Annotated in this window: 13 protein-coding genes and 2 tRNA genes; 11 read left to right on the top strand and 4 right to left on the bottom strand. The window is 59.4% G+C overall.

All coding sequences use genetic code 11. The features are described 5' to 3' along the window. The first annotated feature begins 44 nt into the window (after window positions 1-44). From hfq to FW796_RS14575, 7 genes are all read left to right on the top strand, one after another. Complete coding sequence (hfq, locus tag FW796_RS14605) at window positions 45-305, top strand: RNA chaperone Hfq (protein ID WP_007921378.1); 261 nt, start codon at window positions 45-47, stop codon at window positions 303-305. 12 nt (window positions 306-317) lie between these two features. Continuing rightward, complete coding sequence (gene hflX, locus FW796_RS14600; protein WP_346634560.1) at window positions 318-1619, top strand: ribosome rescue GTPase HflX; 1302 nt, start codon at window positions 318-320, stop codon at window positions 1617-1619. A 96-nt stretch (window positions 1620-1715) separates the two neighbouring features. After that, the gene (gene hflK / locus FW796_RS14595) at window positions 1716-2894 is read left to right on the top strand and encodes an FtsH protease activity modulator HflK (RefSeq protein ID WP_446439506.1); all 1179 of its coding nucleotides are present in this window, start codon (window positions 1716-1718) and stop codon (window positions 2892-2894) included. Beyond that, window positions 2894-3763 carry a protease modulator HflC gene (gene hflC / locus FW796_RS14590; protein WP_011058941.1) on the top strand — a complete coding sequence of 290 codons (870 nt, stop codon included), beginning with the start codon at window positions 2894-2896 and terminating at the stop codon, window positions 3761-3763. Before hflK ends, hflC begins: the two co-directional genes overlap by 1 nt. Before the next feature lie 292 nt (window positions 3764-4055). After that, entirely contained in the window at window positions 4056-5243 is a 1188-nt protein-coding gene (locus FW796_RS14585; RefSeq protein WP_123723399.1) for an ATP phosphoribosyltransferase regulatory subunit, read from the top strand. A gap of 54 nt (window positions 5244-5297) precedes the next feature. Next, window positions 5298-6590, top strand: coding sequence for an adenylosuccinate synthase (locus FW796_RS14580; RefSeq protein WP_011058943.1), 1293 nt, complete (start codon window positions 5298-5300; stop codon window positions 6588-6590). A gap of 139 nt (window positions 6591-6729) precedes the next feature. After that, window positions 6730-8664, top strand: a complete 1935-nt coding sequence (locus FW796_RS14575) for a methyl-accepting chemotaxis protein (RefSeq protein WP_346634561.1) — start codon at window positions 6730-6732, stop codon at window positions 8662-8664. Window positions 8665-8729: 65 nt separating this feature from the next. Here FW796_RS14575 and FW796_RS14570 read toward each other — a convergent pair whose 3' ends face one another. The 4 genes from FW796_RS14570 to FW796_RS14555 form a co-directional block, all read right to left on the bottom strand. After that, a complete protein-coding gene (locus FW796_RS14570) occupies window positions 8730-10295 on the bottom strand; it encodes an ABC transporter permease (RefSeq protein ID WP_446439505.1) in 1566 nt (521 codons plus the stop codon). Next, window positions 10295-11320 (bottom strand): extracellular solute-binding protein, encoded by a 1026-nt coding sequence (locus FW796_RS14565; RefSeq protein ID WP_446439504.1) that lies wholly within the window; start codon window positions 11318-11320, stop codon window positions 10295-10297. The genes FW796_RS14570 and FW796_RS14565 overlap by 1 nt, the downstream gene beginning before the upstream one ends. 185 nt (window positions 11321-11505) lie before the next feature. Then, window positions 11506-11592 (bottom strand) — tRNA-Leu (locus FW796_RS14560). A 165-nt stretch (window positions 11593-11757) separates the two neighbouring features. Then, window positions 11758-11844, bottom strand: a tRNA-Leu gene (locus tag FW796_RS14555). A gap of 226 nt (window positions 11845-12070) precedes the next feature. On the opposite strand from FW796_RS14555, the gene rnr reads away from it, so the two are divergent. From rnr to rpsR, 4 genes are all read left to right on the top strand, one after another. Then, the gene (gene rnr, locus FW796_RS14550; protein ID WP_346634564.1) at window positions 12071-14698 is read left to right on the top strand and encodes a ribonuclease R; all 2628 of its coding nucleotides are present in this window, start codon (window positions 12071-12073) and stop codon (window positions 14696-14698) included. Beyond that, window positions 14695-15462 carry a 23S rRNA (guanosine(2251)-2'-O)-methyltransferase RlmB gene (gene rlmB / locus FW796_RS14545; protein WP_016964328.1) on the top strand — a complete coding sequence of 256 codons (768 nt, stop codon included), beginning with the start codon at window positions 14695-14697 and terminating at the stop codon, window positions 15460-15462. Before rnr ends, rlmB begins: the two co-directional genes overlap by 4 nt. A 248-nt stretch (window positions 15463-15710) precedes the next feature. Beyond that, window positions 15711-16136 carry a 30S ribosomal protein S6 gene (gene rpsF / locus FW796_RS14540; protein WP_020299424.1) on the top strand — a complete coding sequence of 142 codons (426 nt, stop codon included), beginning with the start codon at window positions 15711-15713 and terminating at the stop codon, window positions 16134-16136. A 28-nt stretch (window positions 16137-16164) separates the two neighbouring features. Next, window positions 16165-16395 carry a 30S ribosomal protein S18 gene (rpsR, locus tag FW796_RS14535; protein WP_002551829.1) on the top strand — a complete coding sequence of 77 codons (231 nt, stop codon included), beginning with the start codon at window positions 16165-16167 and terminating at the stop codon, window positions 16393-16395. Window positions 16396-16429 lie beyond the last annotated feature (34 nt).

Here is a 16429-nt window from a genome sequence, read left to right as displayed (position 1 = left end):
CTGTTTTCCGATTTTTATTATTGATCCTTAAAGGAGTGCGGCACATGTCAAAAGGGCATTCGCTACAAGACCCTTACTTGAATACATTGCGTAAAGAGAAAGTTGGGGTTTCCATCTATCTGGTTAACGGGATCAAACTGCAAGGCACGATCGAGTCCTTCGACCAGTTCGTTATCCTGCTGAAAAACACCGTCAGCCAAATGGTTTACAAGCACGCTATCTCGACAGTGGTTCCGGTTCGCCCAATTCGTCTGCCTAGCGCATCCGAATCCGAACAGGGTGACGCTGAGCCAGGTAACGCCTGATAGGAGTCTCCTTTGTTCTTTGAGCGCCACGGTGGTGGTGAACGGGCCATTCTCGTTCACTTGGATGGTCAGGACCCTGAGGCGCGCGAAGATCCGCAGGAGTTTCAGGAGCTGGCATTATCGGCCGGCGCCGAGACCGTCGCGTTTGTTAGCGTGCCGCGTCATCGGCCAACCGCCAAATACCTGGTTGGCAGCGGCAAGGTCGAGGAATTGCGCGATCTGGTCAAAGCCGAACAGGTAGACCTGGTGATTTTCAATCACATCCTCACGCCCAGTCAGGAACGTAACCTCGAACGTGTATTCGAGTGTCGCGTGATTGATCGCACGGGTCTGATTCTCGATATCTTCGCTCAGCGCGCGCGCACTCATGAGGGCAAGCTCCAGGTTGAACTGGCACAGCTTGAGCACATGAGCACGCGATTGGTTCGTGGCTGGACTCACCTTGAACGGCAGAAAGGCGGTATTGGTCTGCGTGGCCCGGGTGAAACTCAGTTGGAAACCGACCGGCGCCTGCTGCGAGTGCGTCTGCGGCAGATCAAGGCGCGGCTGGAAAAGGTTCGCAGCCAGCGCGAGCAGGCTCGTCGAGGCCGCAAGCGTGCCGACATCCCTTCGGTTTCGCTGGTGGGTTACACCAACGCCGGCAAGTCCACGTTGTTCAACGCGGTCACCCAATCCGATGTTTTCGCCGCCGACCAGTTGTTCGCCACCCTCGATCCGACCTTGCGCCGTTTGGAGCTGGATGATCTGGGGCCGATTGTGCTGGCTGATACCGTAGGTTTCATTCGCCACCTGCCGCACAAACTGGTGGAGGCCTTTCGGGCTACCCTCGAAGAGTCCAGCAACTCTGACCTGCTGCTTCATGTGATCGATGCTCATGAGCCCGAACGCATGGCCCAGATCGAGCAGGTGATGGTCGTGCTGGGGGAGATCGGGGCTCAAGACTTGCCGATCCTGGAGGTCTATAACAAACTCGATTTGCTCGAGGGTGTGGAGCCACAGATTCAGCGCGATCCCGATGGCAAGCCGCAGCGGGTCTGGTTGTCGGCCCGTGATGGCCAGGGACTGGATCTGCTCAAACAGGCCATTGCGGAGCTGCTGGGCGAAGATTTGTTCGTGGGCACCTTGCGCTTGCCTCAGCGTTTTGCTCGACTGCGAGCACAGTTTTTCCAGTTGAACGCTGTGCAGAAAGAAGATCACGACGACGAAGGGGTCAGTTTGCTGGCCGTTCGCCTGCCGCGGGCCGAGTTGAACCGGCTGGTCAGTCGCGAAGGTCTGCAGCCGTCGGAATTCATCGAGCAACACACTTTGCAATAAAAGCCTGGGCATGCGGTTGTGCCGCTGTAGCAGGCATTCTGTAGCATTGGTCGGCGCGCCGTGGGTGCGTCTTTGCTTTATCAGATGGAGAGCGCTATGGCTTGGAATGAGCCGGGTGGCAACTCGAATAATCAGGACCCTTGGGGTGGTAAGCGCCGCAATAATGGCGATCGCAAGGGGCCACCAGATCTCGACGAGGCCTTCCGTAAGCTGCAGGAAAGCCTGAATGGGTTGTTCGGTGGTGGTAAGAAACGTGGTGATGACGGCGGTGGCTCCGGCAAGGGCGGTGGTTTCGGCTTGCTGGGTATTGGTCTTGTCGTGCTGGCGGCCGTGTGGCTGTACAGCGCGGTATATGTAGTCGATGAGCAGGAGCAAGCCGTGGTGCTGCGCTTCGGCAAATACTACGAGACCGTTGGCCCGGGTCTGAACATCTACTTCCCGCCGATCGATCGCAAGTACATGGAAAACGTCACGCGTGAGCGTGCCTACACCAAGCAGGGGCAGATGCTCACCGAGGACGAGAACATCGTCGAAGTGCCACTGACCGTGCAGTACAAGATCAGCAACCTGCAGGACTTCGTGCTGAACGTTGATCAGCCGGAAATCAGCCTGCAGCATGCGACCGACAGTGCTCTGCGCCACGTGGTGGGTTCCACCGCCATGGACCAGGTGCTGACCGAAGGTCGTGAATTGATGGCCAGTGAGATCAAGGAGCGGCTGCAACGCTTCCTCGACAACTACCGCACCGGTATCACCGTGACTCAGGTGAACGTACAGAGTGCAGCCGCACCGCGTGAAGTGCAGGAAGCCTTCGACGACGTGATCCGTGCTCGTGAAGACGAACAGCGTTCGCGCAACCAGGCTGAAACCTATGCCAACGGTGTTGTGCCGGAGGCTCGTGGTCAGGCTCAGCGCATCCTCGAAGATGCCAATGGTTATCGCGACGAAGTGGTATCGCGGGCCAAGGGTGAGGCTGATCGCTTTACCAAGCTGGTTGCCGAGTACCGCAAGGCTCCTGAAGTGACTCGTCAGCGCCTGTACCTGGATACCATGCAGGAAGTCTTCAGCAATACCAGCAAGGTGCTGGTGACCGGCAGCAAAGGTGGGCAGAACAACCTGCTCTACCTGCCTCTGGACAAGATGATCGACAGTGGTCGTAGCGGTGGTGTTCCGGCAACGGGCTCGGCGTCTGCGACCAGCAATGAAGCGAATGCGCGCGCCGCTGCTGATCACATGCAGCAACAGCAGCAGACGCGTTCTAGGGAGAGTCGCTGATGAGCAATAAATCGCTGATCGCCCTGATCGTGGGCGTTGTCGTGGCGGTGGTTGCCTGGAACAGCTTCTACATCGTCGCTCAGACCGAGCGCGCGGTGTTGCTGCAGTTCGGTCGCGTGGTTCAGGCTGATGTCCAGCCTGGTCTGCATGTGAAAGTGCCCTACGTGAACCAGGTGCGTAAGTTTGATGCGCGCCTGATGACCCTGGATGCACCGACACAGCGCTTCCTGACCCTGGAAAAGAAAGCCGTAATGGTGGATGCCTACGCCAAGTGGCGAGTGAAGGATGCCGAGCGCTTCTACACCGCGACTTCCGGTCTCAAGCAAATTGCCGACGAGCGTCTTTCCCGTCGTCTGGAATCGGGCCTGCGTGACCAGTTTGGTAAGCGCACCCTGCATGAAGTGGTTTCCGGTGAGCGTGATGCGCTGATGGCGGATATCACGGCTTCGCTGAACAAGATGGCGGAAAAGGAGCTGGGTATCGAAGTGGTCGATGTCCGGGTCAAGGCCATCGATCTGCCGAAGGAAGTGAACCGCAGCGTGTTCGAGCGGATGAGTACAGAGCGTGAGCGTGAGGCTCGCGAGCATCGTGCCAAGGGTAACGAGTTGGCCGAAGGTATTCGTGCTGACGCTGATCGTCAGCGTCGCGTGCTGCTGGCCGAAGCCTATCGTGAGTCTGAAGAGGCGCGCGGTGACGGTGATGCTCAGGCGGCGGCGATCTACGCCAAGGCCTATGGCCAGGACCAGGAGTTCTATGCGTTCTACCGTAGCCTGCGTGCCTACCGTGAAAGCTTTGCGAACAAATCCGACGTCATGGTTCTGGACCCAAGCAGTGACTTTTTCCATTACCTGGAAAAGTCCAAGCCTTGATCCGGCCCTGATCCTGGGGCACCCCGCCGGGCGGCTAAAATGCCTCGCGGGGTGATCCTTTGGGAAAACGGGTGTATGATGCGGCAGCCGGGAAATTCCCGGCTTTTTTGCGTCTGCATCTTTGATTGGCCGCGGCTCGTTCAAGAGCTCGGCAAGATTTTTCGAGGAAAATAGTCTGTACAGCTGATTTCTGGCTGCCTGTCCGGCTGAGCTCGCGTCGGATGCGACTGTTTTCTGCTTCACTCTAAGGCTGGCCCCAGGCTTGCCGCCCGGACCATAGGGGAATGGCGTAATGGCAACGGTAGACCGCTGGCTGCTGCCAGATGGCATCGAAGAAGTATTGCCGCCGGAAGCGGCGCGCATTGAAGTGGCGCGTCGTCAGGTGTTGGATCTGTTTCAGAGTTGGGGTTACGAATTTGTCGTTACTCCCCATATCGAATACCTGGAATCCCTGCTGACAGGCGCTGGCCAGGACCTGGACCTGCGTACCTTCAAGGTCATCGACCCGCAGTCGGGTCGGCAGATGGGGTTCCGTGCCGACATCACGCCACAAGTGGCGCGAATCGATGCTCACACCTTGCGCCGTGAAGGGCCGAGCCGCCTGTGCTATGCCGGCAGTGTGCTGCATGCTCAGCCGCGGGCCTTGTCGTCTTCGCGCAGCCCGATCCAGTTGGGCGCCGAGTTGTACGGCGACGCCAGCCCGAGCAGCGACGTTGAGGTCATCAGCCTGATGCTGGCCATGCTGCAGTTGGCCGATGTGCCGGATGTGCACATGGATCTGGGGCACGTAGGCATCTACCGTGGCCTGGCCCAGGCTGCCGGCCTGTCCGGCGCCGTAGAGCAACAATTGTTCGACGCCCTGCAGCGCAAGGCGATCGATGAAGTCATCAGCCTGACCGAGGGCTTGCCAGCCGACCTGGCGGACATGCTGCGCTCCCTGGTGGAGTTGTGTGGCAGCCGCGAAGTACTGGGCGATGCCCGCCGTCGCCTGGCGGGTGCACCGACCTCGGTGCTGCTGGCTCTGGATGAATTGCTGACGATCGCCGAGCGCTTGTCGGTGCGTTTCCCTGATTTGCCGCTGTACTTCGACCTGGGCGAGCTGCGGGGCTATCACTACCACACGGGTGTGGTGTTCGCAGTGTTTGTACCGGGCGTGGGTCAATCGATTGCTCAGGGTGGCCGTTACGATGACATCGGAGCCGATTTTGGGCGTGCCCGTCCAGCGACCGGTTTTTCTACCGATTTGAAAACCCTGGTGACCCTGGGGCGTGCTGAGGTCGAGCTACCGTCTGGCGGTATCTGGATGCCTGACAGCACTGACGCGGCACTCTGGCAGACCGTCTGCCAGTTGCGCAGTGAGGGTCAGCGTGTCGTTCAGGCTCTGCCTGGGCAACCTTTGGCCGCCGCCCGTGAAGCGGACTGCGACCGGCAATTGATTCAGCAGAATGGGCTTTGGCAAGTTTTGCCGCTGGCTTCTTGAGTTTTCCTGCCGGCGGCTGCCGGCACCAAGTTTGCGCGAATGAGGACAAGTGTTATGGGTAAGAATGTCGTAGTCCTGGGCACCCAATGGGGTGATGAGGGCAAAGGCAAGATCGTTGATCTGCTGACCGAACATGCCGCCGCCGTAGTGCGCTACCAAGGTGGTCACAACGCTGGCCACACCCTGGTGATCGACGGTGAGAAGACCGTCCTGCACCTGATTCCGTCCGGCGTGCTGCGCGAAGGCGTGCAGTGCCTGATCGGTAACGGCGTGGTGGTGGCACCGGATGCCTTGATGCGTGAAATCGTCAAGCTGGAAGAGAAAGGCGTACCGGTGCGTGAGCGCCTGCGTATCAGCCCTTCCTGCCCGCTGATCCTGTCCTATCACGTAGCCCTGGACCAGGCCCGCGAGAAGGCCCGTGGCGAGCAGAAGATCGGTACTACCGGTCGCGGTATCGGCCCGGCTTACGAAGACAAGGTTGCACGTCGTGGCCTGCGCATCGGTGATCTGTTCCACCGTGAGCGTTTCGCCGCCAAGCTGGGCGAGTTGCTGGACTACCACAACTTCGTGCTGGTCAATTACTACAAAGAGCCGGCCATCGACTTCCAGAAGACTCTGGACGAGTGCATGGAATACGCCGAGCTGCTCAAGCCGATGATGCTCGACGTGACTGCCGAACTGCACCAGCTGCGTCGCGCTGGCAAGGACATCATGTTCGAAGGCGCCCAGGGTTCGCTGCTGGACATCGACCACGGTACCTACCCGTACGTCACCAGCTCCAACACCACCGCGGGCGGCATCGCCACCGGTTCGGGCGTGGGTCCGATGTACCTGGACTACATCCTGGGTATCACCAAGGCCTACACCACTCGCGTGGGCTCGGGTCCGTTCCCGACTGAGCTGTTCGACGATATCGGTGCATTCCTGGCCAAGCGCGGTCACGAGTTCGGTGCCACCACTGGCCGGGCCCGTCGTTGCGGCTGGTTCGATGCCGTAATCCTGCGTCGCGCCATCGACGTCAACAGCATCTCGGGCCTGTGCCTGACCAAGCTGGACGTACTGGACGGCCTGGAAACCATCAATATCTGTGTTGGCTACAAGAACCAGGATGGTGCAGTCATCGACGCACCGACCGACGCCGACAGCTACATCGGCCTTGAGCCGGTGTATGAGCAGATGCCAGGCTGGAGCGAATCGACCTTGGGTGCCAAGACCCTGGAAGAGCTGCCTGCCGCCGCCCAGGCCTATATCAAGCGCATCGAAGAGCTGGTCGGCGCGCCGATCGACATTATTTCGACAGGTCCGGACCGCAACGAAACCATCGTTCTGCGTCATCCGTTCGCTTGATAAGTTGTTGATGTAAAAACCAAAGGGCCCTTGATCGGGCCCTTTGTCGTTTCTGTCTGCCGTGCGGCACGACCCTTGCTGTGAAATTCGCTTCTAGAGTGCCATCAGAATAATGGCGTCAAAAGTAGAGGGATTTCCTGTGTCGGCCGTTCTCTCACTGTTACAAAGCCGTTTACTGCGGCCTGTGTTCGTTACTCTCGGTATCGCCCTTTTGGTGCAAGTGTTGCTCGCTGTTGCCCTGACTCGGAGCACAGTGACGGCCCTTGAGGCCGATCTGGCTGCGCGTTTGGGTGTCGATAGCCAGAAGTTGTCTGGCGAGCTCGAGCAAGCGGGCAAGGAAGTCACTTCCAGTCTGGAAAGCCTGTCCAGCAGTACGCGTCAGCGTCTGACGGCGGGGTTGTCTTCGCGTCTAAAGGAAGAGCAGGTCCAGCTGCGTGCCGCGCTGGAGAAGGACCTCAAGGACTCCGCCAATGACATGGCCCAGTTGCTGGCTTCTGTGGCTCCTCGTGCCATGTGGGACAGTGATGTGCCGACTCTGTCCGAGTTCGCACGGCGTGCCCAGCGTAATCCCAACGTACTGTTCGTGGTCTATGACGATGCGGCGGGTGAGCATCTGACTCGCTATCTGAATCGTGAGAATCCGATCAACAAGGCCCTGTTGGAAAAGGGCAAGGGCGATCGGGCCTTGGACAAGGTTCTGGATGCGGCCAAGAACGATCCTTCTGTCTACTACCTTGAGGCGTCGATAAATCCTAATGGAGTGGAAATCGGCAAGGTGCTGATGGGGGTTTCCACGGCCTCGGTAGAGGCAGATATCGCTGCTTTGGATCAGCGTTTCGGGGCATTGATCGCCAGCAGTGACCAGTTGGTTGGCGACAGTCTCAAGGGTGCCTCCGCCGACAGTTCGGCGGCCATGCGCTCGCGCTTGCAGTCGGCTCAGGCCACTGCCGCGCAGATGCAGGCCAATACCGCAAGCACGGTGCAGGAGGCTGCGGCCACCTTGCGCTGGCAGATCGGTGTCGGCCTGGCGCTGGTGGGGTTGGCTCTACTGCTGTTGTTGGCGGTGGTGCTTGGGCGGCGAGTGGTGAACAAGCTGCATCTGTTGATCACGGCGCTCAACGATCTGGCCGCGGGCGAAGGGGATCTGACCAAGCGCGTGCCCCTCAACAGCAATGATGAGATCGGTGATATGGCCTCGGCGGTAAACCGCTTTGTGGATAAGTTGCAACCCATTGTGCGTGAGGCGGGCGATGTGGCGCAGCGCACCGGTGTGGAGATCGGGGCTATGAGCCTGCGCAATGCCGGGGCGGATGCAGCGGCCGAGGCGCAGCGTGACGAAGTGGCCGAAAGCTTGCGGGCGCTGTCGCAGATGGCCGATGAGGCTCAGGCGGAAAGCCAGGCAATGCAAGCAGCGCTGCGGCAGGTGGTGGAGATCCGCCAGGCCACTGACGAGAATACTCGTACCTCGGAGCAGGTCGGCAGTCTGATCGAGGCCTTGGCGGGGCAGGTGGATACCGGGGCCAAGGTGATTGAGCGGCTGGCTCAGCAGAGTGAGCAGATCGAGGTGGTGTTGACGGTGATCCATGGTATTGCCGAGCAGACCAACCTACTGGCGCTGAACGCGGCGATTGAGGCGGCGCGAGCCGGTGAAACCGGTCGTGGTTTTGCCGTGGTGGCGGATGAGGTGCGAGCCCTGGCCAGCAAGACGCAAAGCTCCACTGGCGATATCCAGGCGCATATCGGTGCTTTGCAGCAAGGTGCTCGAGAAGCGGTTGCGGCCATCGGTCAGGCCGGGCGTCAGGCCAGCGAGGGTTTGCTGGTGCTGCGCGACAGTGCGCGGTTGCAGCAATCGGTGCAGTCCTCGGTAGAGCAGGTGCATGCGGCTATCGGTCTGGCCACCCAGGCTGCAGCGCATCAGGCTCAGGGCGCGCAAGCGGTGCGGGGGCGGGTGGAAACCATTCATGCTCAGGCCGAGCGAGCGGCTCAGGCTGTGGTTGAGACCACTGCCAGCGGCAAGGTGCTGGACAGCCTGGCGGCGCAGCTCAAGGCTAGCCTGGGGCAGTTCCGCGCCTGATGCTTTGCCGGCAAGCCGGCTCCTACGAGCGTTCTGTAGGAATCGGCTTGCCGGCGAAGGTCTTCTCAGCGATTCAAATACATCCGTGTCGTCAGCAGATACACCGGCAGCCCCGACACCAGAATCAGCAGTGCCGCATAAGGTGCTGCGGCCGCAAACTCCACATTCGCCGTATGGGCCCAGACCTCTGTGGCCAGGGTGTTCAACCCGGTCGGGCTGAGCAGCAAAGTAGCAGTGAGCTCTTTCATCGCATCCAGAAATACCAGGGCGAAGGCCGCGCCCAGCGCTGGAAAGATGATCGGTAAAGTCACCCGGCAAAAAGCGCTGAACGACGATGCTCCCAAGGTTCTTGCCGCTTCTTCCAGTTGCGGTGCGGCCTTGTTCAGGGCAGTGCGGATCGGCGCCTGTGCCAGGGGTAGGAACAGCAAGGCATAGGCGATCAGCAACAGCGCCGAGGTTTGATACAGCACCGGTACATAGTGCAGGGCGAAGTACACCAGCGTCAGGGCGATCACCAAGCCCGGTAGGGCATGTAACAGGTAGGGCAGACGCTCGGCCCAGATGGCCAGTCGTCCCTTGTAGCGCACCACCAGCAGTCCCACAGGAACCGCCAGCACCAGGCACAGGGCGGCACCGCCCAGGGATAGTGCCAGGGAGGAAAGCAGTGCTTCGCTGATGGCGGCGACCGGGAAAGCGGCCGATGAACCTACGGCCAGCCAGTAGGCAAGCATTCCCAGGGGAACGCCGCTGCCAATCAAGGCCAGTAGCAGGCAGTAGATCTGCCCGCCTGCGGACCAGCGTCCCAGGCGTACCTGATCTGCATGTCGCGCTGCGCCTTGGCCGGTGCGTACGTGGCGCCCCTTGCCGCGAACCCGCAGCTCCAGTCCCAGCAGTACCAGGCATAGCGCCAGCAGCACTGCCGAGAGCATGGCTGCGTTGGCATTGCTGAACTCCAGCTCGAATTGCTGATAGATCGCCGTGGTGAAGGTCTGCAGGCCGATGATCGACAGGGCGCCGAATTCCACCAGCATGTGCAGGGCAATCAACAGAGATCCCGCCAGCAACGACGGCCAGAGCAGGGGCAGGGTGATCTTGAAGAACACGCCCCAGCGATTTTGCCCAAGGGTACGTGCGGACTCTTCGAGGGAGGGATCCAGATTGCGCAGGGTGGCTGCCACCGGCAGGAACACCAGGGGGTACTTGGACAGGGTCATCACCAGGATCGCACCGCCCAGCCCTTCGAATCCGGCACTCAGGGACACCCAGGTGAAGCTGCTGACGAAGGCCGGTACGGCGAAGGGCAGGCATAGCACCACGCCCCAGATCCGTCGCCCTGGCAGATCGCTGCGTTCCAGTAGCCAGGCCAGGGATAGGCCAATCACTGCGCAGGCGATGGTTACTCCCAGCATCAGTAGCAGGGTGTTGCTCAGCAGGCGGAATACATAAGGGCGCCACAGCAGGTGCAGGGCTTCGGCCCAGCCGGCCTGCCAGGCCTTGAGCCCGACATACAACAGCGGCTGCAGGCTCAGGCAAACCAGTAACAATACCGGCAGCAGCAGCCAGATCGAGGGCCGCTTGCGCCTCGGCACATAAAGCGTGCGCGAGGCGGGGGCGCAGAGTGGCGGATTCATCAGTTCAGGCCGACGTCGCGTTCCAGGTCTAGTGCTTCCTCGGCATTACCGAGATCGGCCGGGGTGACTTTCGGAGCCTGCAATTCACTGAATGGCTTGAGGCCGCGATCCGATTCCATGCCTTTATGCAGTGGGTACTCGGCGGTGGTCTGGGTGATCACCCGCTGACCTTCTTCACTGGCCATGTAGGCAAGGAATTGCTGAGCTTCTTTCGGGTGCTTGCTGGACTTGAGCACTGCGGCGCTGGATACAGTGATCAGGCCGCCGACGTCGCCGCCGGTGAAATAGTGCAGTTTCGAGTCCAGCTGACCTTTTTCCCGTTGCAGGGCAAACCAGTAGTAATTGTTCACCAGGACGGTGGCCACTTCGCCGTTTTCCACGGCCTTGAGGGCTACCATGTTGTTGCTATAGACCTTGCCGAATGCCCGCAGGCCGGTCAGCCACTCTTCGGCTGCATCCATGCCGTGCAATTTGATGATGGCCACGGCCTGTTCCTGAAACGCGCCGCTGGTCGGTACGAAGCCGACCTTGCCTTGCCATTGTGGCTGGGAAAATTCCATCACCGACTTGGGGAGGTCTTTCTCGTCGATCAGCTTCGGGTTGAAAGCCACCACCCGCACTCGCGCAGTGATGCCGATCCAGGTGCCGTTGCCGGCCACGTATTCCTTGGGCAGGACGGCCAGGGTTGCGGCATCGGTCTGTGCTAGCAGGCCTTGTTCGCCCAGTTTGTTCAGGGGCGGGGACTCTTCGGTGTAGATCACATCGGCGGGGGAGCGATCGCCTTCTTCGACGATCTGGCTGGCCAGCTGATTGCTGCTGCCCTTGCGCACGTTGACGTGAATGCCGGTCTTGGCTTCGAAAGCCTTGGCGACGGCGTCGCCGACTTCCTTGTGCTGGCCGTTATACAGGGTCAGGGAAACCGGATCGGCTGCCTGGGTGAGTGGAGATGCCAGGGTCAGTCCTAGCAAAGTGATGGTCAAGCCACGCAGAAGGGATGTTGGAAGGAGGGTATTTCTGAACATCATTCGCAGGTTTCCTCACTGTAGTGCCGCAAAAACTTGTAACAATCATAAACGATATCGTTTCTCATGTGCGCTTTGCGGGTAAGGCGGCGGGTTGATGAAGTGAGGAAATACCTGAAGGCAGAAACGCAAAAACCCGCTTTCGCGGGTTTTTGAGAGACTTGAAAGCGATGCTCTCAAGCTTGAATTGGTGCCCAGAAGAAGACTCGAACTTCCACGACCTTGCGGTCACCAGCACCTGAAGCTGGCGTGTCTACCAATTTCACCATCTGGGCAATATCGACGTTGTCGCCGTGTCGATGGAGCGCACTATACGGACCGTGTTTTGATCTGTAAACCCCTGTTTTGGTTTTATTAAATCAAACACTTAGAATGCAAAAACCCGCTTTCGCGGGTTTTTGTTTGAGCCTTGAAACTGATCTAATCTCAAGCTCTTGAATTGGTGCCCAGAAGAAGACTCGAACTTCCACGACCTTGCGGTCACCAGCACCTGAAGCTGGCGTGTCTACCAATTTCACCATCTGGGCAGTATCGCTGACGTCTCCGTCGTCGATGGCGCGCACTATACGGAGGCTCTTTTAAGCTGTAAACCCCAGATTTCAAAAAAGCTCGAAAAAAGTCTTCGGTGGCAGGCGTGAGGATGTTTCTGAGGTGGCGATGAAGATTTTTCCAGCGTTGTCTGAGCCTGAAATTTCCCGTTTCAATACGCGTATGCCAAACTAACCCGCATATAGACAAGGTGAAATTTATCTAATGGCCGATTGGCAGTCCCTCGATCCCGAGGCCGCTCGTGAAGCGGAAAAATACGAAAACCCTATTCCTAGCCGCGAACTCATCCTCCAGCACCTTGCTGATCGGGGTTCGCCTGCTAGTCGCGAGCAGTTGGTAGAAGAGTTCGGTCTGACCACAGAGGACCAACTGGAAGCCCTGCGCCGCCGCCTACGCGCCATGGAGCGCGATGCTCAACTGATCTATACCCGCCGTGGCACTTATGCGCCGGTGGACAAGCTTGACCTGATCCTTGGTCGTATCAGCGGCCACCGCGACGGCTTCGGCTTTCTGGTGCCGGATGATGGCAGTGATGACCTGTTCATGAGCCCGGCGCAAATGCGCCTGGTATTCGATGGCGACCGTGCCTTGGCCCGGGTTTCCGGCCTGGATCGTCGTGGTCGTCGCGAAGGGGTGATCGTCGAAGTGGTATCCCGTGCCCATGAAAGTATCGTGGGTCGTTACTTTGAAGAAGGCGGTATTGGCTTTGTGGTAGCGGATAACCCGAAGATCCAGCAAGAAGTGCTGGTGACCCCGGGGCGCAATGCCAATGCCAAGGTCGGTCAGTTTGTTGAAGTGAAAATCACTCACTGGCCGACGCCGCGCTTCCAGCCACAAGGCGACGTGGTTGAGGTCGTAGGCAATTACATGGCACCGGGCATGGAAATCGACGTTGCCCTGCGCACCTATGATATTCCTCATGTCTGGCCCGAGGCTGTGCTCAAGGAAGCGGCCAAGCTCAAGCCGGAAGTGGAGGAGAAGGACAAAGAGAAACGCATCGATCTGCGTGATCTGCCTTTCGTCACCATCGACGGTGAAGATGCTCGCGACTTCGACGACGCAGTGTTCTGCGAAGCCAAGCCCGGAAAGCTGCGCCTGTTCGGCGGTGGCTGGAAACTGTACGTGGCCATTGCCGACGTCTCCAGCTACGTGAAGATCGGTTCGGCCCTGGATGCAGAAGCCCAGGTGCGTGGCAACTCGGTGTATTTCCCCGAGCGGGTTATCCCGATGCTGCCTGAGCAACTTTCCAATGGCCTGTGCTCGCTGAACCCGAAAGTCGATCGTCTGGCCATGGTTTGTGAGATGACCATCTCCAAGTCCGGCGAAATGACCGACTACCAGTTCTATGAAGCGGTGATCCACTCCAAGGCGCGACTGACCTACAACAAGGTCAGCGCCATGCTCGAGCAGCCGAAAACCACCGAGGCCAAGCAGTTGCGCGGTGAGTACGCGGATGTCGTACCGCATCTGAAGCAACTGTATGCGCTGTACAAGGTCCTGCTCGGTGCTCGCCATACCCGTGGCGCCATCGACTTCGAAACTCAGGAAACCCGGATCATCTTCGGTTCCGAGCGCAAGATCGCCGAAATTCGTCCAACCACGCGCAACGATGCTCACAAACTGATCGAGGAATGCATGCTGGCGGCCAACGTGGCTACCGCCGAGTTCCTCAAGAAGCACGAGATTCCTGCCTTGTATCGGGTGCACGACGGTCCGCCGCCGGAGCGTCTGGAGAAACTGCGCGCCTTCCTTGGCGAGCTGGGCCTGTCCCTGCATAAAGGCAAGGATGGTCCGACGCCGAAGGACTATCAGGCGCTGCTGGAAACCATCAAGGACCGTCCGGATTACCACCTGATCCAGACCGTGATGCTGCGCTCCCTGAGCCAGGCGGTGTACAGCGCTGATAACCAGGGTCACTTCGGCCTGAATTACGAAGCCTATACCCACTTCACTTCGCCGATCCGTCGTTATCCGGACCTGTTGACCCACCGGGCCATCCGCAGTGTCATCCACTCCAAGCAAGACACGCCACACGTGCGTCGCGCTGGAGCGATGAGTATTCCGAAAGCGCGTATCTATCCCTACGACGAGGCTATCCTCGAGCAGCTCGGCGAGCAGTGCTCGATGAGCGAGCGTCGTGCCGACGAAGCCACTCGTGACGTGGTGAACTGGCTCAAGTGCGAGTTCATGAAGGATCGCGTCGGCGAATCCTTCCCAGGAGTGATCACGGCGGTCACCGGTTTTGGTCTGTTCGTCGAACTCACCGATATCTACGTCGAAGGCCTGGTGCATGTCACCGCGCTGCCAGGCGACTACTACCACTTCGACCCTGTGCATCACCGCCTGGCGGGCGAGCGCACCGGTCGCAGCTTTCGCTTGGGTGACACTGTGGAAGTGCGGGTCATGCGCGTCGATCTGGACGAGCGCAAGATCGATTTCGAGATGGCGGAAAAGACCATCGCTGCACCGATTGGTCGCAAAAAGCGAGGTGCTGCGGACGTACCGGCAAGCAAGGCAGTCGAAGAGCCGGCTCCAGCGAAGGCGGGGCGTCGCAGCTCTGCCAAGGAGAAGGCTGTCGAGGCTTACCGTCCCAGCGACGCAGCGGCAAAAAACGCCGAAGTACGCAAAAGTCGTGAAATGAAACAGGCGCTGCTGGCGGGAGCCAAGGGCGGTGGTAAAGCGGCGTCTGGGGGAAAGTCCGGCAAATCGGCTCCGGCCAGAGACAGCGACAGGCCAGCCAAACCGAGCAAACATCGTAAGGGTCCGCCCAAGGCGGGCTCCGCTTCCGGCGCGAAAAGCGGCGGGGCGCGCAAACCTAAGGCCAAGTCATGAGTCAGTTGGAAAAGATCTACGGCGTGCATGCTGTAGAAGCGTTGCTGCGTCACCATCCCAAGCGGGTCAAGCAGATCTGGTTGGCTGAAGGGCGCAGTGATCCACGGGTTCAGGTGTTGGTGGATCTGGCAGCGCAGAATCGCGTTTCAGTCGGCCAGGCCGAGCGTCGTGAGATGGACGCCTGGGTTGAAGGCGTGCACCAGGGGGTGGTGGCGGAAGTCAGCCCAAGCCAGGTGTGGGGCGAGGCCATGCTCGACGAGCTACTGGATCGCACCGAAGGCGCGCCACTGTTGCTGGTGTTGGATGGCGTGACCGATCCGCACAACCTTGGCGCCTGCCTGCGTACTGCCGATGCGGCGGGTGCCCTGGCAGTGCTGGTGCCCAAGGACAAGTCGGCCACTCTGACCCCGACCGTGCGCAAAGTGGCTTGCGGCGCTGCGGAAGTGATTCCGCTGGTGGCTGTGACCAACCTGGCGCGGACCCTGGAAAAACTTCAGCAGCGCGGCCTGTGGATCGTCGGTACCGCCGGCGAGGCTGAGCAGGAGTTGTACGATCAGGATCTGACAGGCCCGACCATCATCATCATGGGGGCCGAAGGCAAGGGCATGCGCCGTCTGACTCGCGAGCACTGTGACTATCTGGTGCGTCTGCCAATGGCTGGCAGTGTCAGCAGTCTCAACGTCTCCGTGGCCACAGGCGTCTGCCTGTTCGAGGCCATGCGCCAGCGCGGTGCAAAAGCCAAGGCCGTCGCCAAGAAAGCCTGATCTATCCCGTAGGAGCCGGCTTGCTGGCGAACCACGCCCAGCCGTCCATCGCCGGCTCGTTGGCTCCTGCAGATGATTGTTCAAATAATCACCAATTGCCTTGCGCCGCTGTTCCCCCTTCTCTACAATTGCGCCCCTTGCCGTGACGGCAGGCGCATATGTGCCTATCTGTGGCAAGACACACAAGTGTCATTCACTCCTTGTCTGACCGCTTATAGGCGGCAGGCTACAACCCGTAAGGAGCATTCATGCGTCATTACGAAATCATCTTTTTGGTCCACCCGGATCAAAGCGAGCAAGTCGGCGGCATGGTTGAGCGTTACACCAAGCTGATCGAAGAAGACGGCGGCAAAATCCACCGTCTGGAAGACTGGGGCCGTCGTCAACTGGCCTACGCAATCAACAATGTTCACAAGGCTCACTACGTGATGCTGAACGTTGAGTGCACTGGCAAAGCCTTGGCTGAGCTGGAAGACAACTTCCGTTACAACGATGCTGTGATCCGTAACCTGGTCATCCGTCGCGAAGAAGCCGTTACCGGCCAATCCGAGATGCTCAAGGCTGAAGAAAACCGCAGTGAGCGCCGTGAGCGTCGTGACCGTCCTGAGCATTCTGACAGCGCCGATGGCGATGACAGCGATAACAGCGACGCCAGCGATAACGCTGACGAGTAATCCACGGACCTTTTAAGGAGCCAATTACATGGCACGTTTCTTCCGTCGTCGTAAATTCTGCCGCTTCACCGCTGAAGACGTGAAAGAGATCGATTACAAAGATCTCAACACTCTGAAAGCCTACGTATCCGAGACCGGCAAAATCGTTCCAAGCCGCATCACCGGTACCAAAGCTCGTTATCAGCGTCAGCTGGCCACCGCTATCAAGCGCGCCCGCTTCCTGGCCCTGCTGGCCTACACCGACAGCCACGGCCGCTGAGACCGGGCAGTCGACAAGTAGTAAGGGATTGAAT

Source organism: Pseudomonas sp. 910_21 (genome assembly GCF_052850735.1).
The sequence above is the reverse complement of the archived record's forward strand: the minus strand, read 5'-3'. Positions and strand labels throughout refer to the sequence as shown.